The organism is Ruixingdingia sedimenti (assembly GCF_031432425.1).
Taxonomy (GTDB): Bacteria; Pseudomonadota; Alphaproteobacteria; order Rhodobacterales; family Rhodobacteraceae; genus Ruixingdingia; species Ruixingdingia sedimenti.
In genome coordinates, this window is record NZ_JAVKPH010000009.1 from 63,655 (window position 1) to 82,946 (window position 19,292).

Sequence of the window (19,292 nt, forward strand, 5' to 3'; positions counted from 1 at the left end):
AAATTCTGGCGCTACCCCACCGCCGCCAGCACCGACCGTGCCGCGCGCAGGCCCGGGGGCTCACCACCCTGCCCCAGACGTTCCATCGTCAGCCGCATCGCCGCCTGCTGTGCCGGATCGCCCGCCAGCACCTGCGCCAGCGCGGGCGCGATCAGATCGGCCCGGCAGCGCGGGCCGAGGAATTCGGGCACCGCGCGGGTTTCGCTGACAAGGTTCACCAGCGTCACCGTGTCCACCTGCAACATGCGCCCGATCAGGAACCGGCTGACCGGGTTCATGTCATAGGCGATGACCATGGGCACATCGTTCGCCGCCAGTTCCAGCGACACCGTGCCGGATGCCGCCAGCGCCGCATCGGCAGCGGCAAACGCAGAAAGCCGCGCCGCCGGGTCCACCACCACATGCGGCACCACCGGCCAGTCCGCCACCAGCGCCCGCACCAGCCCCGCGATGGCGGGCAGCGTCGGCAGCACCGCGTTCACCGGCCCGCGTTCCGCCGCCAGCGCGCCCACCGCCGCGCCGAACACCGGCGCCAGCCGCTGCACCTCGCCCCGCCGCGACCCGGGCAGGACCAGCACGCAGGGCCCGGGGCCGAGCGTGGCGCGGAAGGCCGCGGCCTCTGCCGCGCTGGCGCGGGGTTCGGCGACCACCGGGTGGCCGACGAAATCGCAGCTCATCCCCGCGGCCTGCATATAGGGCGGCTCGAAGGGCAGAAGGGCCAGCACATGGTCCACCACCTGCGCCATCTTCGCCGCCCGCCCCGGCCGCCAGGCCCAGACCGAGGGCGCGACATAATGGATGGTGCGGAAACCGGGCCGTTCGGCCTTGACCAGCCGCGCCACGCGCAGGCTGAAATCCGGGCTGTCGATCGTCACCAGCGCCGCCGCATCGGAGGCCAGCACCGCCGCCGCCACCTGCGCAATGCGGCGTTTGAGCGACCGGTATTTCGGCAGCACCTCGAGGATGCCCATGACCGACAGTTCCTCCATCGGAAACAGACTGTCCAGCCCCTCGGCCTGCATCGCGGTGCCGCCCACGCCGGCGAAGGCCACCCCGGGGGCCAGTCGCCGCAGCCCCGCCATCAGCGCGCCGCCGAGCCTGTCGCCCGAAGGCTCTCCGGCGACGAGGAACAGCTTCATGGTGCTGCCGCCCAGAGGAAAAGGCCGAGCCGGTCGGCGGCGGCCACTGCCGCGTCGCGGTCGAGCAGCAGGACGCCCCCCGCCTCCCACGCCACGCCGGCCAGCCCGGCGGCGGCGGCGCGTTCCACCGTGTCGGGGCCGATGGCGGGCAGGTCCACCCGGCGTTCCTGCCCGGGCTTGGGCGCCTTGTAGAGCACGCCCTTCGCCCCCTTGGGGTCGGGCCGCAGCCCGCCCGCCACCTGCGCCACCCAGTCCAGCATGGCATCGGTGCCGGGCAGCGATTCCGCCGCCAGGCACAGGCCCTGCGCCACCACCGCGCCCTGCCCCACATCCACCGCGCCAAGCGCCGCAACGATCCGCGCCGCGCGCGCGACATCGCGGCGGTCGGCGGCGGTGGGTTCGGCCCGGGTCAGCACGCCTTCGGCCGGGATCAGGCCGGGGGCCACATCGGCCACGCCCACCACCTGCAAGCCGCAATCCTCGATCAGTTCGATCACCACCCGCAGCGTGGCGTCGTCGCCCGCCTGCATGCCCGCGATCAGCCGCGGCACCGCCTGCGCCGTCGCCGGGTCGAACAGCGACGGGTCCAGCCGCGGCCGCCGCATCGCGCCGCCCAGAACCACGGCCCGCACCCCGCGCGCCACCAGCCCGTCGAGCATCGGCACCAGCCGCTCGAACCGGAAGCGTTCGGCGGGAACCGCGACCGCCAGCCCCTCGGGCGCCAGCACCGGCGCATCGGGGCCGAGCGCGCGCGCCAGCGCCAGCGGCAACGCACCCTCGCCGGCGATGATGGCGACCTTGCCCCCCGTCATCGCGGCGTCAGGAACGAACGGTCCGACGCGCCGAGGATGAAGCCCGTCATCTCGCGCACATGATGGCTCTCGGTGGTCTCCGCCAGCCGCCGCGCGCGGTCGAGAAACGCGCCCTCGCCCTGCGCCAGCGCCTGATAGGCGGCGCGCAGGGCGGTGATTTCCGCCCGGTCCACCCCGCGCCGCTTCAGCCCCACGAGGTTGAGCCCGTCGAGTTCGCCCCGCGGCCCCTGCACGAGGCCATAGGGAATCACGTCGTTCGTCACCATCGTCACCGCGCCGATGATAGCGCCGCGGCCCACGCGCACCCATTGGTGCACGCCCGACAGCCCGCCCACGATCACATCGTCGCCGATCTGGCAATGCCCGGCGATGGCGGCCTGATTGGCCAGCACCACGCGGTCGCCCACCTGCGCGTCGTGGCCCACATGCGCGCCGGTCATCATCAGCACGTCATCGCCCACCCGGGTGACGCCGCCCCCGCCCTCGGTGCCGGTGTTCAGTGTCGCGCCCTCGCGGATGCGGCAGCGCGCGCCGACGACCAGCCGCGTGCGCTCGCCCCGGTATTTCAGGTCCTGCGGCACCTCGCCCACCACGGCGAAGGGAAAGATCACCGTGCCCGCGCCCACCTCGGTCCAGCCGGTGACGACGGCATGGCTTTTCACCACCACGCCCTCGGCCAGCCGCACCTCCGGCCCGACCACCGCGAAGGGGCCGATGTCCACCCCCGGGCCGATCACGGCCCCCGGTTCCACGATGGCCGACGGATGCACCCTTGCGCCGGGGTCGATGGTCATGGCCTCATCCCCTCGAAAAATCCATCATCGCGGTATAGGTCGCCTCTGCCGCCAGTTCGTCGCCCACCATCGCGCGGCCCTCGAACTTCCACACCTTGCCGCCGCCGCGCAGCGCCTTGACATGCAGTTCCAGCACGTCGCCCGGCACCACCTTGCGGCGGAACTTGGCGTTTTCGACGCCCATGAAATAGACCAGCGTGTTCTTGTCGGCGAGATCCATCGACATGCCCACCAGAACGCCCGCGGTCTGCGCCATCGCCTCGATGATCATCACGCCGGGAAAGATCGGCATCTGGGGAAAATGACCCTCGAACACGGGTTCGCCGTTGGTGATGTTCTTGATGCCCACGCAGGACTCGTTGACCCGGATGTCGCGCACCCTGTCGACCAGCAGAAAGGGATAGCGGTGCGGGATCAGGCGCTTGATGAGCGTCAGGTCGGCCTCTGTCACGGGCGCTTGGGTCATATGGGGTTCCTTCTGGCAGGACCGGACGCGCGCGCCGGCCTTGGACTTGCTAGCAACTCGGGCGCGGGGTGACAAGCAGGGCTCGGGCAGGGCTCGGGCCGGGCCCGCATGTCAGGGGGCGGTCCCGGGGGCCTGTTGCGGTGCGGGTTCGGGCGCGGGTTCGGGTGCTGCGTCCGGCGCCGGGTCGGGCATGGGGGTTGCGGGCGCCGCGCCGGGCCCCAGAACCGCATCCAGCCGCGCGATCGCCGCATCGGTGATGTCGATCCCGCCGAAGGCCAGCACGATCGCCTCTTCCGACAGGATCGCGACCGCACCCGCCTGTTGCATCAGTTCGCCCAGGATCGGCACCGCGGCCTGCAGGAACCGCTGGCGTTCCTCGTCGCGCTTTTTCAGCAGGTCGCGGCTTTTCGCATCCTGCGCGCTGCGGAAGGCGGTGACGCGGCGGTCGAATTCCTCTGCCAGCGGGGCGAAGGCCTCTGCCGTCATCGTCGCGCGGCGTTCGGTCAGCGCGCGTTCCTCGGCCATCAGCTGCGCCTCGATCTCGCGGTTTTCCGCCAGAAGCGCGGCCTGCGCGGTTTCCAGATCCGCCAGCGCGCGCTTGCCGAAGGCCGATGCGGCGAACAGCCGGTCCTGATCCAGCGTCAGGATCGGCGCCTTGGGAACGGCTGCCGCCTCCTGCGCCGCCGCGGGGCCGGCCCCCAGACCCAGCACCAGCGCCAGCGCCCGGACCGCCCCGCGCATCGCCGCCATCTCAGAACCGGGTCGAGATGGACAGATCGAAGGTCTGCTTCTTGTCGTAGGTTTCCTTCTTGATCGGCCGGGCGAAGTTGAACCGCAGCGGGCCGATGGGCGTATCCCACAGCAGCGACACGCCGATGGCGGAACGCAGCTTGAACGAATCGTCCACCCCGCCGCCATCGGTGTCGTCGAGCCCCCAGAGAGAGCCGACATCGAGGAAGGCCCCGCCGCGGATGCCGTATTCCTCGGGCAGGCCGAGCGGGAATTCGGCGTCGAAGCGGGCGACCACGAACATGTTGCCGCCCAGGGGATCCTCGTTGGTGGCGCGCAGGTCGCGGGGGCCGAGGCCATAGGGTTCGAACCCGCGCATGCGGCCCGACATCTCGAAACGGTCCACCACGCGGCTGGTGCCGCCCGACAGCATGTTGAGCGCCCCGCCCTCCAGCGTGGCGCGCAGGGTCACTTCCTCGTTCCAGACCTTGGTTTCCGCAATCGCCGAGGCGATGGAGCGGATGTATTTCTGATCCGCGCCGAGGCCGGCGAAATCCTGCTCGAACTTGAGGACGAAGGCGTTGCGGTCGGTCAGCCCGCTGCGCCGCGTATCCCAGGAAAAGGCATAGCCGAGCGCGGAGGATTTGACGCCGCCCATCCCTTCCTCGCGCACGAGGATGGCCGAGGACTCGACGGGATCCACCCGGTAGATCTTGCTTTCGGCCAGCGTGTAGCGCAGGTCCAGCCGGGTGCGTTCACCGGTGGGGAAGCCGATGGAGGGGCGGATATGCGCCTCGCGCGTGTCGAAGGTGGCATAGTTCGCCTCGGTCTCGCGGTAGAGCGCGCCGAAGGTGAACGACAGGTCCCGGCCCAGGAACGCGGGTTCCGTGAAGGTGAAGGACGAGGTGGCGTTGTCGGCGCCGAAGTTCAGGTCGAGGCTGAGGAACTGCCCCCGCCCGAGGAAGTTCGATTCCGACAGCCCCACCACCGCGCCGCCGCCCGAGGAACTGCCGAAGCTCGCCCCGAAGGTCAGCGAGCCGGTGGGCTTTTCTTCCACCTGCGCCTTGACGATCACCTGATCGGGGCCGGTGCCCTGACGGGTATCGACCGCCGCCGTCTCGAAGAAGCCGAGCGCGCGGATGCGTTCGGCGGCTTCGCGGATCTCGCGCGGGTTGAAGGGGTCGCCCTCGACGGTGCGGAACTGCCGCCGGATCACCTGGTCGAGCGTGGTGGCGTTGCCCTCGATGTCGATGCGTTCGATGAACACGCGCGGGCCGCGCACCAGCGCGAAGGTCACATCCAGCGTCTGGTCGCGGTCGTTGCGCGTCACCCGCGGATCGACGCGCAGGAAGTTGATGCCCTTGCGCAGGGCCAGCGACTCGATGCGCGAAATCGCGTTCTCGATATCGAGCGGCGTGTAGACGCTGCCCTCGCGGATGCGCACGAGGCGGCCGAATTCATCGGCATCGGCCTCGGGGATCTCGCTGACGGTGCCGATGCGGCCGAAGCGGAACTGCTGGCCCTCGCGCACGCTGAAGGTCAGGAAGAACCCGTCGCGGCCCGGTTGCAGTTCTGCGGTGGCGTCGAGCACCTGGAAATCCACATAGCCGCGCGACAGGTAGAAATCGCGCAGCATCTGCTTGTCGATCTCGATCCGTTCGGCGGCATAGGTGTCGCGGCGGATGAAGTTGCGCAAAAGCCCCGCCTGCTTGGTTTCCAGCACCTGCCGCAGCCGGCGGTCGGTGAAGGCGCGGTTGCCGACGAAGCTCAGCCGCTCGATCTCCGTCACCCGGCCCTCGGCGATCTCGAACACAAGATCGACGCGGTTGTCGGACCGGCGGATGATCTTGGGCGTCACCCGCGCGGCCATGCGGCCCTGGACGCTGTACGCCTCGGTCACCAGCGCGGCGTCGGCCTCTGCCTGGCTGGGGGAATAGATCCGGCGGGACTGCGACTTGATGATCTTTTGCAGATCCTCGGTCTTGATGCGCTTGTTGCCCTCGAACGAGATCACGTTGATGGTGGGGAATTCCTGCACCGCGATCACCAGCGTGCCGCCGCGCGGCTCGATCGAGACGCTTTCGAACAGGCCGGAGCCCATCAGCCGCTGATACACGTCGTTGAGTTCGGCCGCCGACAGCGACTGGCCCCGGGCGATTCCCGCATAGGACAGGATGGTGGCCTGTTCGATCCGCTGGTTGCCCTGGATGTCGACGGCGTTGAACCGATAGCTCTGCGCCACCGCGGGCCCTGTGCCGACAGGGGCAAGCACCGTCGCCGCCACCAGCGCCGAGGTCGCCATGCCGGCCGCGGCGCGCCGCCATCCCATCGCCGCTTTCCGGCCGCCCACATCACGCTGCATCGGAAAAACCCCCCGGCTGTCGGTATCCCGGAACCTGACTAGCGGCATTGGCCGGGCTTGTCAAAAGGCAGAAGGCGCGCCCGGCTTCCCGGACGCGCCTTGCCGCCGCTTCGGTTTTCCGCTGCCTAATATGCGGTCAGCGCCTGGCCCAGGAAGGCCCCGGCCAGCAGACCGACGACGATGGTCCCCAACGTGAACAGCATGTCCCAGTTGATGTTGACCAGCAGCGAAAGGCCCCTGTAGCCGCTCTGGATCGCCTGCATCGCATCCTCCGCCATTGCCTGCCCGGGCAGCGGGCAGCACCGCCCCCTTCCTGCGGGCCGAATATGGCCGAAGTGGGGCGCGGGCGGCGCGGTTCAGGGGCAGAAGAGGTCGTTGGACAGCGCAAAGACCATCAGCGTCAGCAAGAGCGCCAGCCCCGCCGTCATCAGGATGCGCAGCGCCCGGTCGCTCGGCGGGCGGCCCGTCGCGGCTTCCCAAGCGTGGAACACCAGATGGCCGCCGTCCAGCACCGGCACGGGGAACAGGTTCAGCAGCCCCACCGCCGTGGACAGCATGGCGATGAACCAGATGAAGCTCGCCACCCCCTGCGCCGCCGCCGCGCCCGAGGTTTCGGCGATGCCGATGGGGCCCGTCAGGTTGCACGAACTGATCGCCCCCGTGACCATGTGCCAGAGCCCCGACAGCGAGGTCTGCACGATGGCCCAGGTTTGCGAGGCGCCCAGTTGCACCGATTCCAGCGGCCCCGGCGTGCGGGTTTCCGGCACGAACACCAGCCCGCCGGTCAGGCCCAGAAGCCAGCGCGTCTCGAACCCGCCCTCGGCGCGCGGCAGATCCTGCCGGCGCGGGGTCAGCGTCACGTCCTGCGTGGTGCCCGCGCGCCAGATGGTCAGGCGCAGGTCCCGGCCCTCCGATTCCCCGACGATGCGGCGCAGCTGCGAAAACGCATGGATCGGCGCGCCGTCGACCGCCAGCACCACATCGCCCGGCAGCAGCCCCGCCGCCTGCGCCGCCGATTGCGGCGACACGCCATCGGCCACCGGCGGGAAGGGGAAGGGCCCGTCCAGTTCCATCGCCTGCCCGTAGCGTTCCACGCTGTAGCGCACCGCGGGCGCGGGCGGCAGGGCGTTGGCGACGGTGAAGAAGGCGGTCAGGTCCGGCGTCGGCTGGCCGTCGAGCGCCACCACCCGGTCGCCCGGTTCCAGCGCCACCGCCTGCGGCAGGGGTTTCAGCGCGCCCACCACGGGCTGTTCCGTCGCCACCCCCTGCGCCAGGAAGAACCCGGCAAAGACCAGCACCGACATGATGAAGTTGAACGCCGGCCCCGCCGCCACCGTCGCGGCCCGCGCCCAGAGGGGGGCGCCCTGCATCGTGTGGCGGCGTTCCTCTGCCGTCATGCGGGCGACGGCGGCGCCATCGGGGCTGGATGCCGCATCGGCATCGCCCAGGAACCGCACATAGCCGCCGAAAGGCAGCGCCGCGACCTGCCAGCGGGTACCGCGCCGGTCCACCCAGGAAAACAGTTGCGGGCCGAAGCCGATGGAAAAGACCTCGGCGTGGATCCCGGTCCACCTGCCGACGATGTAATGGCCGTATTCGTGCACGGCGACGATGATCGAAAGGGCCACCACGAAGGCGACGACCGTCCAGATCAGTCCCCCGAAAGAGGGGATCAGTCCGATGATGTCCAAATGTCTTACCTCTACCCGTACCGCGAACCGATCACCTCGCGCGCCCTCTGCCTTGCCAGATGGTCCATCGCCAGAACCTTCTCAAGGGTATCCGGGGCGAATTGAAGGCCGCTTTCGCCCGAAAGCCGGGCAAGTGTGGCCTCCACGACCACGGCCATGTCGCAAAAGCCGATCCGCCGGTCGAGAAAGTGATCGAGCGCCACTTCCTTGGCCGCGTTGAAGGCCGCCCCCGCAAGGCCGCCCGCCGCCATCACCTCGCGCGCCAGCCGCAGCGCGGGAAAGCGCGCGGGGTCGGGGGCCTCGAAGCTGAGGCGGGCGAGGCGCGCGAGGTCCAGCCGTTCGACGGGCAGCGCGCGGCGGTCGGGCCAGTGCAGCGCATGGCCGATGGCGTGGCGCATGTCGGGCGGGCCCAGATGCGCCATCAGCCCGCCATCGGCAAAACCCACCATCGCATGGACGATGGATTGCGGATGCACCAGCACCTCGATCCGGTCGGGGTCGATGCCGAAGAACTCGCGCGTTTCGATCAGTTCCAGCGCCTTGTTGAACATCGAGGCCGAATCGACGCTGATCCGCTGGCCCATCGCCCAGTTGGGATGCGCCACCGCCTGTTCGGGGGTGGCGGTGGCCAGCCGCTCGGCCGGCCAGTCGCGGAACGGCCCGCCCGAGGCGGTGATGATGATGCGTTCGACCGCCGCCATGTCCTCGCCCCGCAGGGCCTGAAAGACGGCGGAATGTTCGCTGTCCACCGGCAGCACCCGCCCCCCCCTGGCGGCGGCGGTGCCCATCACCAGCGCCCCCGCGCAGACGAGCGATTCCTTGTTGGCGAGCGCGAGCGTGCCGCCCTGTTCCAGCACCCGCAGCCCCGGCACCAGCCCCGCCGCGCCGACGATGGCCGACATGGCCCAGTCCACCGGGCGCGCCGCGGCCTCGGCAATCGCATCGGCGCCCGCGGCGGCCGCGATCCCGGTGCCCGCAAGGGCCGCGCGCAGGGGGGCAAGGCAGTCGTCATGCGCCGTGACGGCGATTTCCGCGCCCAGTGCGCGTGCCTGCGCCGCCAGCCGCGCCACGTTGCGCCCGCCGGTCAGCGCCACCACCCGATAGGCCCCGGGGTCGCGGGCGATCAGGTCGACGGTGTTTTCCCCGATGGACCCGGTGGCGCCGAAGATGCTGATCCGCCGCATGTCACACCCCCGGCAGGGGCAGCGGCAGCACCAGCCCGAGCGCGATCACCACCACGACCGCGCCGGTCAGGGCGTCGAAACGGTCCATCACCCCGCCATGGCCGGGGATCAGGTTGGAACTGTCCTTCACCCCCGCCCGGCGCTTGATCCAGCTTTCGGCGATGTCGCCCATCTGGCCCGCAAAGGCGACCAGCGGCGACAGGGCCACCAGCCCCCACCCGGCCCCGGCCCAGACCACGAAGCCAAGGCCCACCAGCGCCGCGCCGAGCCATCCGGCAGCGGTGCCCGACCAGGTTTTCTTGGGGCTGATCGCGGGCCAGAACTTCGGCCCGCCAAGGATGCGGCCGGCGAAATAGCCTAAGATGTCAGAGGCGACGACGACCGCCACCAGCCAGATTAGCGCGACCATCCCCAGATCGCGCAGTTCGATCAGCCCATAGCCCGCCATCAGCATCGCAAGGCCGTAGACGGTAGCGATCCGCCGGTCGCGCCGCGGCGTCAGTGCCAGCGCCAGCGCGGGCGCCGCCAGCAGCAGTTCGGCATGGTCCGACGGCAGCCACAGCGCCCCGGCCAGCGCCGCCACCGCCAGCGCCGCCAGCGCCAGCGGCATCGCGCCCTGCCCCGGCCGCCCGGTCATCCGCGCCAGTTCCCACACCATCGCGCCCGTCACCAGCAGCACCAGCGCCGCGAAGGGCAGCCCGCCGAGCCAGATTTCCACCGCGCCGACCGCGACCATGACCAGCGCCGACAGCACCCGCGCCTTCAGGTCGCCCCATCGGCCCGAAACCGCGCTCATGCCCCGCGCACCCCGCCGAAGCGCCGTTCGCGCCCGTCGAACCGTTCGAGGATCGCCGCCAGTTCCGCGGGCGAGAAATCGGGCCAGAGCGTGGGGGTGAATTCGTATTCCGCATAGGCCGCCTGCCACAGCAGGAAGTTCGACACCCGCGTCTCGCCAGAGGTGCGGATCACCAGATCGGGGTCGGGGATGTCGGCGGTATCCAGCGTGGCGTCCACCATGCCCTCGTCCAGCGCCGCCGGGTCAAGCTCCCCCCTTGCCGCGCGTTCGGCCAGCACCCGCATCGCGCGCGCCAGTTCGTTGCGCCCGCCATAGTTGATCGCCACCGTCAGGTTCAGCCGCGTGTTCGCCGCCGTGCGCGCCTCGATCCCCGCCATCAGCCGTTGCAGCTTGGCGTCGAGCCGCGACCGGTCGCCGATGAAGCGCATCCGCACGCCCTCTGCCGACAGCCGGTCCGCCTCGCGTTCGATATAGCGGGCGAAAAGCGTCATCAGGCCCAGGACCTCTTCGGTGGACCGCTTCCAGTTTTCCGTGGAAAAGGCGTAGATCGTCAGCCAGCGGATGCCCAGATCGGGCGCGGCGCGGACGATCTGCTTGACCCGTTCGGCCCCCTTGCGGTGGCCCACCAGCCGCGGCCAGCCTCGCGCCGTCGCCCACCGGCCGTTGCCGTCCATGATGATGGCGACATGTTCGACCCCCTTGGGGGCGCCGCTGCCGGATGGATCGCCTGAAGCCAATTGCCGCCCCTCGCTGCCCCTTGGAAGAAAGATTTTCGCGGAAAATTTTTCGGGCGGCACCGCAAAGGGCCGCCCGCCATCGCCACCGTCAGACCTGCATGATTTCCTGCTGCTTGGCCTCGAGCGCCTTGTCCACCAGCGCGATGGCCTTGTCGGTCAGGGCCTGCACCTCGTCGGCATACATCTTCTGGTCGTCCTCGGCCATGCCGGCGGCCTTGGCCTTCTTGATCTGGTCCATGCCGTCGCGGCGCACGTTGCGGATCGCCACGCGCGCATGTTCGGCATATTGCGCCGCGACGCGGGTCAGTTCGCGCCGGCGTTCCTCGTTCAGTTCGGGGATCGGCAGCATGATGATGGTGCCGTTCAGCTGCGGGTTGATGCCCAGGCCCGAATCGCGGATCGCGCGTTCCACCTTGGACACCATCCCCTTGTCCCAGACGTTGATCGTCACCATCCGGGGTTCGGGCACGTTGACGGTGCCGAGCTGGTTGATCGGCGTCATCTGGCCATAGGCGTCGACCTGGATCGGTTCCAGCATGGCGCCCGAGGCGCGGCCCGTGCGCAGCGAGGCGAATTCGGTGCGCAGCGCGCCCATCGCGCCGTCCATGCGGCGTTCCAGATCGTCCAGGTCGATGTCCAGGTCCTGTTCTGCCATGCTGTCCTCTCTCATGCCTTCATGCGGCGCGGGCGCCGTGGGGGTCTATAGCAGGTGCGGGCCCGCTTGGGTATAGGTCAGCCGTGCACGCGGGTATAGGTGCCCTCGCCGCGCAGGATGGTGCGGAACCCGCCGGGTTCGTCCAGCGAAAAGACGATGATCGGCAGGTTGTTGTCGCGCGCCAGCGCGATGGCCGAGGCATCCATCACGCCCAGATGCTTGGCGAGGCATTCGTCATAGCTCACCCGGTCGTAGCGTTTCGCGTCGGCGTGTTTCTTCGGGTCCTTGTCGTAGACGCCATCCACCTTGGTGCCCTTGAAGATCGCCTGACAGGCCATTTCGTTGGCGCGCAGCGTCGCCGCGGTGTCGGTGGTGAAATAGGGGTTGCCGGTTCCGGCGGCGAAGATGCAGACGCGCTTTTTCTCCAGATGCCGGACGGCGCGGCGGCGGATGTAGGGTTCGCACACCTGATCCATCGGGATCGCGCTGATGACGCGGGTGAAGACGCCGATCTGTTCCAGCGCCGATTGCATCGCCAGCGCGTTCATTACCGTGGCCAGCATCCCCATGTAGTCGGCGGTCGTCCGTTCCATCCCCTGCGCCGACCCGGCGAGGCCGCGAAAGATGTTGCCGCCGCCGATGACCATGCAGATCTCGACGCCCAGTTCGTGCACGCTTTTGATTTCCTGCGCGATGCGCGCGACGGTCGGCGGGTGCAGGCCATAGCCCTGATCGCCCATCAGCGCCTCGCCCGAGATCTTCAGCATCACCCGCGAATAGGCCACGCCGCCCCGGTCTGCGCCACTCTTGTCCGACCCGCTTCTGCCCTGACCGGCTGCGTCCTGCATCTGTGTCCCCATTCGTTGCAATTCCGGCCTGCGGAGGGCGCGGCGCGGCGGCCGGCCCGATCCGGCCTTTGACTGGCGCGCAAAATGTCGGAAAACGCCGCCGGGTTCAACGGCGAAGGGGCGGGGTGATGCAGGACTGGCTGGAACGGGTGCCGGCGGACCGGCCGGTGCTGATCGCGGGGCCCACGGCCAGCGGCAAGTCGGCGCTGGCGCTGGCGCTGGCGCGGAGGCAGGCGCGCACGGTGGTGAATGCCGATGCGTTGCAGGTCCATGCCGCCTGGCGGGTGCTGAGCGCGCGGCCCACCGAGGCAGAGGAGGCCGAGGCGCCCCATCTGCTTTACGGTCATGTGCCGATCGGGGCGGACTGGTCGGTGGGCCACTGGCTGCGCGCGGTGGCGGCGATTCTGGCGCGCGACCCCCGCCCGGTGATCGTGGGCGGCACGGGGCTCTATTTCACCGCGCTGACCGAGGGGCTGGCGGAAATCCCCCCCACGCCGCCAGAGGTGCGGGCCGAGGGCGATGCGATCCGTCTGCGCGCAGGCGCGGGGGCGTTGCTGGCGGCGCTCGACCCGCAGACGCGGGCGCGGATCGACGTGCAGAACCCCGCCCGCATCCAGCGCGCGTGGGAGGTGTTGCAGGCCACAGGCAGGGGGCTGGCGGCATGGCAGGCGGAAACCGGCCCGCCGGTCCTGCCCCTTGCGGCGGCGCATGCGCTGGTGCTGCGGCCCGATCCGGCGTGGCTCGGGGCGCGAATCGATGCGCGGCTCGACCGGATGGTGGCCGGGGGCGCGCTGGCAGAGGTCGCCGCCGCCCTGCCCCGGTGGCAGGAGGGCGCGCCCTGGACCCGGGCGATCGGCGCGGCGGAATTCGCCGCCCATCTGCGCGGCGAGAACACGCTCGCCGAGGCGCTGGAGGCCGCGCGCATCGCCACCCGGCAATATGCCAAGCGGCAACGCACCTGGATGCGCAACCGCCTGGGCCACTGGCCGGTTCTGGATCTTCCTTAGGGCAGCGTCCGGCCGGGCCGGGCGGGATGAGGAAACGCATTGCGTTTCCCCCGCCCGTCGCGCGGCGGTGCCACTGGAAACCGTGACGCCCCAGCAACGAGAGGCCGGCGCCTGCCCCGGCGGGCGAGAAGCGCCCGCCATGGGCGGGGCGGGCGCTGGCCGGGGGCTTGGGGCCCCCGGCCGGGGCAACGGCGAGGGCGGGATGTGGCGAAGGCACGCGCCTTCGCCAGACAGGCCGGAAGGCTGGATATCCCCTTCACGCCGCCAGCAGCACCCGCGCCTCGCGCGCGCGCAGGGTGCGCCGCGCTGCCGGAAAGGTGCCGCCTTGCGCCAGTTCGGGGAACAGCGTCAGGATCTCGTCCCGCGCCGCGCGGTCCATGCCGTCCAGCACCTGCCCCCCGGGCTGGAAGCTTTCGGTCCAGAGCCCGTTCGACGACACGATCTCGTGCCCGTCGAACAGCAGGTGGATATAGCTCACCGGCCCCGCCGTGACCCGCGCGATGCCCGGCCGGCCCGCCAGATGGGTGGCGGCGACCAGAACCTCGTCCTCGCCGAACAGCAGTTCCGCCCGCGCGCCCGCGACCATCACCCGGTGCTGGGGCGAGACCACCAGATCCTGCGCCGGCAGCCCGGGGCCGAGCGCCCCGGCCGCGATCCGCACCGGCGCCAGATGCGGCGCGGCCAGCAGATCGGCCGCCCCCAGATCGCGCCGCCCGATCCAGCGCAGCACCTGCGGCCCGCGGTCCAGCGTTTCCACCAGATCCCCCGGCGCCAGCGTTTCCACCGCCCGCAGGCCGCCCGGCGTGGCGATCAGCGTGCCGGGGGTGAAACAGGGGACAACGGTGTCGATGCTGGAAAAACTCAGCGTGCCGATGACCTGGCGGTTGGCATCCAGGAACTGCACCACGCCGTTCGAGGGATCGCCCGGATCGCGTACCACCCGCAGCGGCCCCGCGCCGGACAGGTCGAGCGCGTCGATCCCGGCGCCGCCGAAGATCGTGTCGCCGATGCTGTCGGCGGCGGTGTCGATGATGAACAGATCGTCGTCGTCGCCGCCATAAAGCGCATCCGCCCCCGCGCCGCCGCGCAGGGTATCGCGCCCCGCCCCGCCCAGAAGCGTGTCGTTGCCCGCCCCGCCGTAGAGCACATCGTCGCCGGTGCCGCCCTCGATGCTGTCGTTGCCGTCGTCGCCATAGAGGGTGTCGTTGCCGGCATCGCCGAAGATGCGGTCCGCCCCCGCGCCGCCCTCGATATGGTCGCCATCGTCGCCGCCGAGGATCGTGTCGTTCCCGGCGTCGCCGAAGAGCCGGTCGGCCCCCGCACCGCCCAGGATGCTGTCGTTGCCGTCGCCGCCGAGGATCGTGTCGTTGCCCGCCTCGCCATGGATCAGATCCGCACCGGCGCCGCCCTCGATGCTGTCCTGGCCATCCCCGCCATAGAGCGAATCGTCGCCCAGGCCGCCGATCAGCGTGTCGTTGCCGGTCCCGCCGTAAAGCTGGTCGGGGCCGTCGCGCCCGTCGATGTAATCGTTCCCGCCCCCGCCGTAGAGGTGGTTGGTATAGATGTCCGACCCGGTGAGGCTGTAGTTGTCGAAACCGATGATCGTGTCGTTGTGGGCCGACCCGATCACCCCGTCCATGCCGGCATAGGTGTCGCCCTGCGCGTCCCCGCCCGACCCGCTGCCGGTGGTCAGGTTGACGTTCACCCCCGCGCCCGAGGCGCTGTAGTCGGCATAGTCCATGCCCGCGCCGCCGTCGAGCCGGTCGGCCCCCGCCCCGCCCGCGAGCGTATCGCTGCCGTCGCCGCCGGTAAGCGTGTCGTTGCCCGCACCGCCGAACAGCTGGTCGTCGCCCGCATCGCCCAGAAGCGAATCGTTGCCGTCCTCGCCGAAAAGGGTGTCGTTGCCGTCCCCGCCGTAAAGCACATCGGCGCCCGTCCCGCCGTAGAGCGAATCGTGCCCGCCCTGACCGCGCAGCGTGTCGTTCCCGCCCCCGCCATACATCACGTCGCTGGAGCTGCTGCCGGTCAGGCTGTTGCTCAATCCGTTGCCCGTATAGGTCGGCATGGCGGCCTCCACTCGTAAACCACAGGTCGGGGCAGCCCTGTGCAGACAGGGCCGTCAGGCCGCTTGTGGTGCCGGAAAACGGCGGCGCGGTGGTCGGATTGGGCGAAAAAGATGAAAGATTTCGTCAAATGCAAGGCGGCGGGGGCCGGAAGGGCCCCCGCCGTTCGCCCGGGGGCTGGCCCCGGGCGTGCTGCATAACCAGCGTTATCGTTACGGAAGGACTGCTACGGAAGGACTGCCACCGCCTACTTCACCAGAAGCCGCGCCTCGTGCCGCTTGAGCGTCTTGCGCGCGGCGACGTAATCGTTCTTGCCCTGTTCGGTCTTGAGTTCCGGGAACAGTTCGAAGATCTCGTTGCGCTGCGCGTTGCCCATGCCCTTGAGCGTGTAGTCGCCGGGCTGGAAGGTTTCCGTCCAGGCGCCGTTGGACAGCACCACCTCGTGCCGGTCGCACATGAAGTGGATATAGCTGGTGCCCATGCTTTCGATGTTGTTCACACCCTCGCCCACCAGATGCTTGGCGGCCACCAGCACCTCATGCTCGTCGAAATAAAGCGAGGTGCGGTCGTTCGCCACCAGGATGCGGTGGTTGGGGCTGACCAGCATGTCGCGTTCCGGCAGGCCATGGCCCAGGCTGCCCTGGCGGATCAGTACGGGCTTCAGATGCGGGTTCGCGGCCAGCGCCTTCCAGTCCATGTCCTTGCGGCCGGTCCAGCGGATTTCCTGGATGCCGTTGTCGCGGGTGATGATCTTGTCGCCGGGGCGCAGATCCTCGACCGGGCGCTCGCCCTTGGGCGTGGCGATCAGCGTGCCGGGGGTGAAGCAGGGAACGATGTTCTCGATATTGCTGAACGTCAGTTCGCCCGTGACCCGGCCGTCGCCGTCCAGGAATTCCACCCGTCCGTCCCAGCCGTTGCCGTCGCTGTCGGTGGTGCGATCGACGATGCGGAAGGTCCCCTGCCCGCGCAGGTCGAGCGTGTCGTAATCGTCGCCGCCCGAACCGCCGCGCACGACATCGCCCGCCCCGGCGAAGAAGGTGTCGCGGTCGTCGCCGCCGTAAAGCCGGTCGAGCCCCGCGCCGCCGTAGATCGTGTCGTTGCCCACGCCGCCATAGATGCGGTCGTGGCCATCGCCGCCATAGAGCACGTCGTCGCCGGAATCGCCCTCGATATGGTCGTTGCCGCCATCGCCGTGGATGGTGTCGTCGCCGCGGTCGCCCGACAGCCGGTCCCCGCCCTCGCCGCCATGGATCAGGTCGTTGCCGTCGCCGCCGAACACCAGGTCATGGCCCTCGCCGGCAAGGACGGTATCGTCGCCGGCGCCGGCGCGCACATAGTCGCCGTCCGGGTCGAAGCCGGGCAGGATCGCGTCGCCGGCGTCGATCATGTCGCCGTCGTTGTCGCCGGTATAGGCGGTGTCGATCAGGTCGCCCCCGTCGGTGCCCCAGACGATCCCGTCGCTGCCGCTGCCGGGGTTCAGTTCGTCGGAGACCTGGAAATAGCGGACCATGCCCTGGAAATGCTGGTCGATCCCGCCGGTGTCGCCGGGCTGCTGGTTGCCGCTGCCGGCGCCGATGATCCAGGGGGCGTTGAGGTCGCCCTGGTCCATGCTCAGCGTATCGGGCACGCGGGCGATATAGTCGGTGCCGGTGGTCATGTTGACCACGGTGTAATAGCCGCCGGCGCCATTCTGATCCCAAGAATAGCGCACGCGCACCAGATCGCCCGTGGCGAAGAAGCCCGCGGCGGTGCTGAACGTCTCGGTCCCGCTGCCGGTTTCGTGCAGCGCGCGGACCGAACCGTCGGCCAGCACCTCGATGCGGAAACCGCCCGGCACGTCGCCCGCGACGTCGCGCGACAATACGGTGTTGGGGCCGGTGCCGACATGGGCGGCCTGGCTGAACTTGATGTCGATCTGCCCGCGGGAAAGCTGGAAGTCGTCGGACGGGTCGATGCGGACGTAATCGTCGATCCCGTCGAGCAGGAGATCGCCGTTCGAGGCCGTCGCGCCGTTCAGGTAGACCCCGTTCTGCGCCCCGTTGTCGAGCGCCGAGTCGCGGGCCGTCGTATCGGTGTCGTTGAAATCGTAAAGGCCCAGCACCGCCATCTTCAATTCCTTCAAATTCCGGGGCGCGCCTGCCCCCAAGTCCGACCCACAGATCCGTCGGCGCCCGGACAGGCACCGGCAGACTGCGCCAGACCCGCGGGCCAGGCGCACACTCGACCAAACCGTTCCGAAGCGCGCGGGTCGCATCCCGGCAGTGCGGCAATACCCCTGAGGCCGCATCCGTTGGCGGATGCGTCACGGGCAAGCGCGAAGGCGATACGCGACACCACTTTGCGCCTTGCGGCGCATCACTTCCGAACGGCCGCCCCCACGGCCATGTGTCTTACCCAGCAAGACAGTTATCATTTATCCGCCGTTAGCCTTGCGGGGAAGCAAAAAAGGCGAAGAGGTGTCAAACTCGGGCCCGTTCCGGGGCAGGTTTGTGCCGATCCGGGGGCAGCGGCGAGGGGTCTCCGTTTCCCTCTGCGCAACGGATGAGGGCTGTTCGCGGCGGAAAGCGCCGATTTTCGCCGGGTTGCGGCGGTTCCTGTCGCCGGATCGGCGACAATCAACCATCTTGCCGCATTTCGCCCCGGGCAGCGAAAAACCTGCGACCCCATCATGGCCGAAATGTGGCGATGTTGCCCCGGGCGCACCAATGGCGCCACCGCGGCGGGATTTGTGAAACATTCCGGGCCGTTTCGTCCCGCGGGGCCCGAATCGCCCGCGCCACAATTGCCCCCGTTTCGCCACATTCGACATCCTGCGCGCGAGCGGGCACAACCTGAACGTGTGAAGAACGCAATATGACGGAAAGGTGGCGGGGAGGTGGGAGCGTGGCAGATACGCCCCCTTTGGGTGGTGCCCGAGGCGAGACTCGAACTCGCAAGCCTTGCGGCGGAGGATTTTGAATCCCCTGCGTCTACCATTCCGCCACTCGGGCCCGGAGCCGTGCTTAGCGGCGGGCGGGTGCGGCGTCAATCGCGCTCGGCGGCGCGGCGGCACGCGATGGTGAACGCAGGGGGGGTGAGAGGGGGGTTGAGTCCGCCCGGCGCGATGCGCAAGGGTGGCGGCGGATGGCGGAAAGGGCGGGCGATGACGCGCAGCATGTTGATCGTGATCGCGGCGGGCGGATCGGCGTTGCTGCTGGCCGGCGCGCTGGTGTCGCAATACGGCTTCGGCCTTTATCCCTGCGTGCTGTGCCTGTGGCAACGCTGGCCGCATCTGGCGGCGGTGCTGATCGGGGCGCTGGCGCTCGCCCTGCCCCGCGGCGGTGCGGGGCGGCTCCTGCCTTGGCTCGGCGCGCTGGCGGCGCTGGCGACGGCCGGAATCGGGCTGTTCCACACCGGGGTCGAACGCGGCTGGTGGAAGGGGCTGGAAAGCTGTTCGGGCGGCCCGGGCGTCACCGCGCTTTCGCCCCAGGCGCTGCTGGACCCCACGGTCCCGGTGGCCGCCCCCGTGCGCTGCGACGAGGTGGCGTTCGAGTTCCTGACCCTGTCGATGGCGTCGTGGAACATGATCCTGTCGCTGGCGCTGGTCGCCGTCTGGGTGGCGGCGGCGCGGCGGCGCGCGTAGGGCGCCCCATCGCTCCGGCCGCCGAAGGCCGGCCAACCCTAGTGCAGCGTGAACTCGCCCACCACATTGCGCCATTCCCCCGGCCCGATCAGCTTGCGGTGGGTGAAGCGGACGGAATGCAGCGGCCCCTCGATGTTCTTCTGCCAGTATTCGATGAAGCGGAAGAGCCGCGGGTGATCCGGGGCCAGATCGTAGTCCTGCCAGACGAAGCTGTTGAGCACATGGCGGTAGTCCGGCAGGCGGTAGAAGAATTCCGCCGTGGTCAGCCCGTAGCCCTTCAGCATCAGTTCGGTTTCGCTCTGTGCCTGTGTCATCATGTCCTCCAGTTTTCCTGGCTTATCGACCCATGATGCCACGGCCCTGTTAATTATCAATGAAAACAGTGTG

The 19,292-nt window shown here is 69.7% G+C and carries 18 protein-coding genes and 1 tRNA gene; 2 read left to right on the forward strand and 17 right to left on the reverse strand.

Annotated features, from left to right (window positions below):
* Nucleotides 1–11: 11 nt before the first annotated feature.
* The 13 genes from lpxB to pyrH all read right to left on the reverse strand — a co-directional run bounded on the left by lpxB (nucleotide 12) and on the right by pyrH (nucleotide 12,132).
* Nucleotides 12–1,139: a lipid-A-disaccharide synthase gene (gene lpxB / locus RGD00_RS10040; RefSeq protein WP_310457191.1), complete on the reverse strand. Its 1,128-nt coding sequence runs from the start codon at nucleotides 1,137–1,139 to the stop codon at nucleotides 12–14.
* Nucleotides 1,136–1,951: a UDP-2,3-diacylglucosamine diphosphatase LpxI domain-containing protein gene (gene lpxI / locus RGD00_RS10045; protein ID WP_310457192.1), complete on the reverse strand. Its 816-nt coding sequence runs from the start codon at nucleotides 1,949–1,951 to the stop codon at nucleotides 1,136–1,138. The genes lpxB and lpxI overlap by 4 nt, the downstream gene beginning before the upstream one ends.
* Nucleotides 1,948–2,745, reverse strand: a complete 798-nt coding sequence (gene lpxA, locus RGD00_RS10050) for an acyl-ACP--UDP-N-acetylglucosamine O-acyltransferase (RefSeq protein ID WP_310457193.1) — start codon at nucleotides 2,743–2,745, stop codon at nucleotides 1,948–1,950. Before lpxA ends, lpxI begins: the two co-directional genes overlap by 4 nt.
* 4 nt (nucleotides 2,746–2,749) lie before the next feature.
* The gene (gene fabZ, locus RGD00_RS10055; RefSeq protein ID WP_310457194.1) at nucleotides 2,750–3,211 is read right to left on the reverse strand and encodes a 3-hydroxyacyl-ACP dehydratase FabZ; all 462 of its coding nucleotides are present in this window, start codon (nucleotides 3,209–3,211) and stop codon (nucleotides 2,750–2,752) included.
* 111 nt (nucleotides 3,212–3,322) lie between these two features.
* The gene (locus RGD00_RS10060; RefSeq protein WP_310457195.1) at nucleotides 3,323–3,961 is read right to left on the reverse strand and encodes an OmpH/Skp family outer membrane protein; all 639 of its coding nucleotides are present in this window, start codon (nucleotides 3,959–3,961) and stop codon (nucleotides 3,323–3,325) included.
* Nucleotide 3,962: 1 nt separating this feature from the next.
* Nucleotides 3,963–6,302, reverse strand: coding sequence for an outer membrane protein assembly factor BamA (gene bamA, locus RGD00_RS10065; protein WP_425603402.1), 2,340 nt, complete (start codon nucleotides 6,300–6,302; stop codon nucleotides 3,963–3,965).
* Between the two features lie 125 nt (nucleotides 6,303–6,427).
* Nucleotides 6,428–6,565 carry a hypothetical protein gene (locus RGD00_RS10070; RefSeq protein ID WP_310457196.1) on the reverse strand — a complete coding sequence of 46 codons (138 nt, stop codon included), beginning with the start codon at nucleotides 6,563–6,565 and terminating at the stop codon, nucleotides 6,428–6,430.
* A gap of 93 nt (nucleotides 6,566–6,658) precedes the next feature.
* The gene (rseP, locus tag RGD00_RS10075) at nucleotides 6,659–7,993 is read right to left on the reverse strand and encodes an RIP metalloprotease RseP (protein WP_310457197.1); all 1,335 of its coding nucleotides are present in this window, start codon (nucleotides 7,991–7,993) and stop codon (nucleotides 6,659–6,661) included.
* 11 nt (nucleotides 7,994–8,004) lie between these two features.
* A complete protein-coding gene (gene dxr, locus RGD00_RS10080; RefSeq protein WP_310457198.1) occupies nucleotides 8,005–9,177 on the reverse strand; it encodes a 1-deoxy-D-xylulose-5-phosphate reductoisomerase in 1,173 nt (390 codons plus the stop codon).
* A 1-nt stretch (nucleotide 9,178) separates the two neighbouring features.
* Nucleotides 9,179–9,973 carry a phosphatidate cytidylyltransferase gene (locus RGD00_RS10085; protein ID WP_310457199.1) on the reverse strand — a complete coding sequence of 265 codons (795 nt, stop codon included), beginning with the start codon at nucleotides 9,971–9,973 and terminating at the stop codon, nucleotides 9,179–9,181.
* Nucleotides 9,970–10,647, reverse strand: coding sequence for a polyprenyl diphosphate synthase (gene uppS, locus RGD00_RS10090; protein ID WP_425603405.1), 678 nt, complete (start codon nucleotides 10,645–10,647; stop codon nucleotides 9,970–9,972). The genes RGD00_RS10085 and uppS overlap by 4 nt, the downstream gene beginning before the upstream one ends.
* A gap of 151 nt (nucleotides 10,648–10,798) precedes the next feature.
* On the reverse strand, nucleotides 10,799–11,365 hold the full coding sequence (gene frr / locus RGD00_RS10095) for a ribosome recycling factor (RefSeq protein ID WP_310457201.1): 567 nt from the start codon (nucleotides 11,363–11,365) through the stop codon (nucleotides 10,799–10,801).
* 77 nt (nucleotides 11,366–11,442) lie between these two features.
* The gene (gene pyrH / locus RGD00_RS10100; protein WP_310457262.1) at nucleotides 11,443–12,132 is read right to left on the reverse strand and encodes a UMP kinase; all 690 of its coding nucleotides are present in this window, start codon (nucleotides 12,130–12,132) and stop codon (nucleotides 11,443–11,445) included.
* 209 nt (nucleotides 12,133–12,341) lie between these two features.
* Here pyrH and miaA point away from each other — a divergent pair, with 209 nt between their 5' ends.
* Nucleotides 12,342–13,220, forward strand: a complete 879-nt coding sequence (gene miaA / locus RGD00_RS10105; protein WP_310457202.1) for a tRNA (adenosine(37)-N6)-dimethylallyltransferase MiaA — start codon at nucleotides 12,342–12,344, stop codon at nucleotides 13,218–13,220.
* Nucleotides 13,221–13,476: 256 nt separating this feature from the next.
* Here miaA and RGD00_RS10110 read toward each other — a convergent pair whose 3' ends face one another.
* The 3 genes from RGD00_RS10110 to RGD00_RS10120 form a co-directional block, all read right to left on the reverse strand.
* Nucleotides 13,477–15,285 (reverse strand): Hint domain-containing protein, encoded by a 1,809-nt coding sequence (locus tag RGD00_RS10110; protein WP_310457203.1) that lies wholly within the window; start codon nucleotides 15,283–15,285, stop codon nucleotides 13,477–13,479.
* A 245-nt stretch (nucleotides 15,286–15,530) separates the two neighbouring features.
* On the reverse strand, nucleotides 15,531–17,390 hold the full coding sequence (locus RGD00_RS10115; RefSeq protein ID WP_310457204.1) for a Hint domain-containing protein: 1,860 nt from the start codon (nucleotides 17,388–17,390) through the stop codon (nucleotides 15,531–15,533).
* Between the two features lie 799 nt (nucleotides 17,391–18,189).
* Nucleotides 18,190–18,273 (reverse strand) — tRNA-Leu (locus RGD00_RS10120).
* 152 nt (nucleotides 18,274–18,425) lie between these two features.
* Here RGD00_RS10120 and RGD00_RS10125 point away from each other — a divergent pair.
* Nucleotides 18,426–18,905 carry a disulfide bond formation protein B gene (locus RGD00_RS10125; RefSeq protein WP_310457205.1) on the forward strand — a complete coding sequence of 160 codons (480 nt, stop codon included), beginning with the start codon at nucleotides 18,426–18,428 and terminating at the stop codon, nucleotides 18,903–18,905.
* Between the two features lie 38 nt (nucleotides 18,906–18,943).
* Here RGD00_RS10125 and RGD00_RS10130 read toward each other — a convergent pair whose 3' ends face one another.
* Nucleotides 18,944–19,219 (reverse strand): usg protein, encoded by a 276-nt coding sequence (locus RGD00_RS10130; protein ID WP_310457206.1) that lies wholly within the window; start codon nucleotides 19,217–19,219, stop codon nucleotides 18,944–18,946.
* Between the last annotated feature and the right edge of the window lie 73 nt (nucleotides 19,220–19,292).

Coding starts and splice junctions, on each gene's coding strand:
- lpxB (WP_310457191.1), bottom strand. CDS start 1,139: ATGAAGCTGTTCCTCGTCGCCGGAGAGCCTTCGGGCGACAGGCTCGGC.
- lpxI (WP_310457192.1), bottom strand. CDS start 1,951: ATGACGGGGGGCAAGGTCGCCATCATCGCCGGCGAGGGTGCGTTGCCG.
- lpxA (WP_310457193.1), bottom strand. CDS start 2,745: ATGACCATCGACCCCGGCGCAAGGGTGCATCCGTCGGCCATCGTGGAA.
- fabZ (WP_310457194.1), bottom strand. CDS start 3,211: ATGACCCAAGCGCCCGTGACAGAGGCCGACCTGACGCTCATCAAGCGC.
- RGD00_RS10060 (WP_310457195.1), bottom strand. CDS start 3,961: ATGGCGGCGATGCGCGGGGCGGTCCGGGCGCTGGCGCTGGTGCTGGGT.
- bamA (WP_425603402.1), bottom strand. CDS start 6,302: ATGCAGCGTGATGTGGGCGGCCGGAAAGCGGCGATGGGATGGCGGCGC.
- RGD00_RS10070 (WP_310457196.1), bottom strand. CDS start 6,565: ATGCAGGCGATCCAGAGCGGCTACAGGGGCCTTTCGCTGCTGGTCAAC.
- dxr (WP_310457198.1), bottom strand. CDS start 9,177: ATGCGGCGGATCAGCATCTTCGGCGCCACCGGGTCCATCGGGGAAAAC.
- RGD00_RS10085 (WP_310457199.1), bottom strand. CDS start 9,973: ATGAGCGCGGTTTCGGGCCGATGGGGCGACCTGAAGGCGCGGGTGCTG.
- uppS (WP_425603405.1), bottom strand. CDS start 10,647: ATGGACGGCAACGGCCGGTGGGCGACGGCGCGAGGCTGGCCGCGGCTG.
- frr (WP_310457201.1), bottom strand. CDS start 11,365: ATGGCAGAACAGGACCTGGACATCGACCTGGACGATCTGGAACGCCGC.
- pyrH (WP_310457262.1), bottom strand. CDS start 12,132: ATGCTGAAGATCTCGGGCGAGGCGCTGATGGGCGATCAGGGCTATGGC.
- miaA (WP_310457202.1), top strand. CDS start 12,342: ATGCAGGACTGGCTGGAACGGGTGCCGGCGGACCGGCCGGTGCTGATC.
- RGD00_RS10110 (WP_310457203.1), bottom strand. CDS start 15,285: ATGCCGACCTATACGGGCAACGGATTGAGCAACAGCCTGACCGGCAGC.
- RGD00_RS10115 (WP_310457204.1), bottom strand. CDS start 17,390: ATGGCGGTGCTGGGCCTTTACGATTTCAACGACACCGATACGACGGCC.
- RGD00_RS10125 (WP_310457205.1), top strand. CDS start 18,426: ATGACGCGCAGCATGTTGATCGTGATCGCGGCGGGCGGATCGGCGTTG.
- RGD00_RS10130 (WP_310457206.1), bottom strand. CDS start 19,219: ATGACACAGGCACAGAGCGAAACCGAACTGATGCTGAAGGGCTACGGG.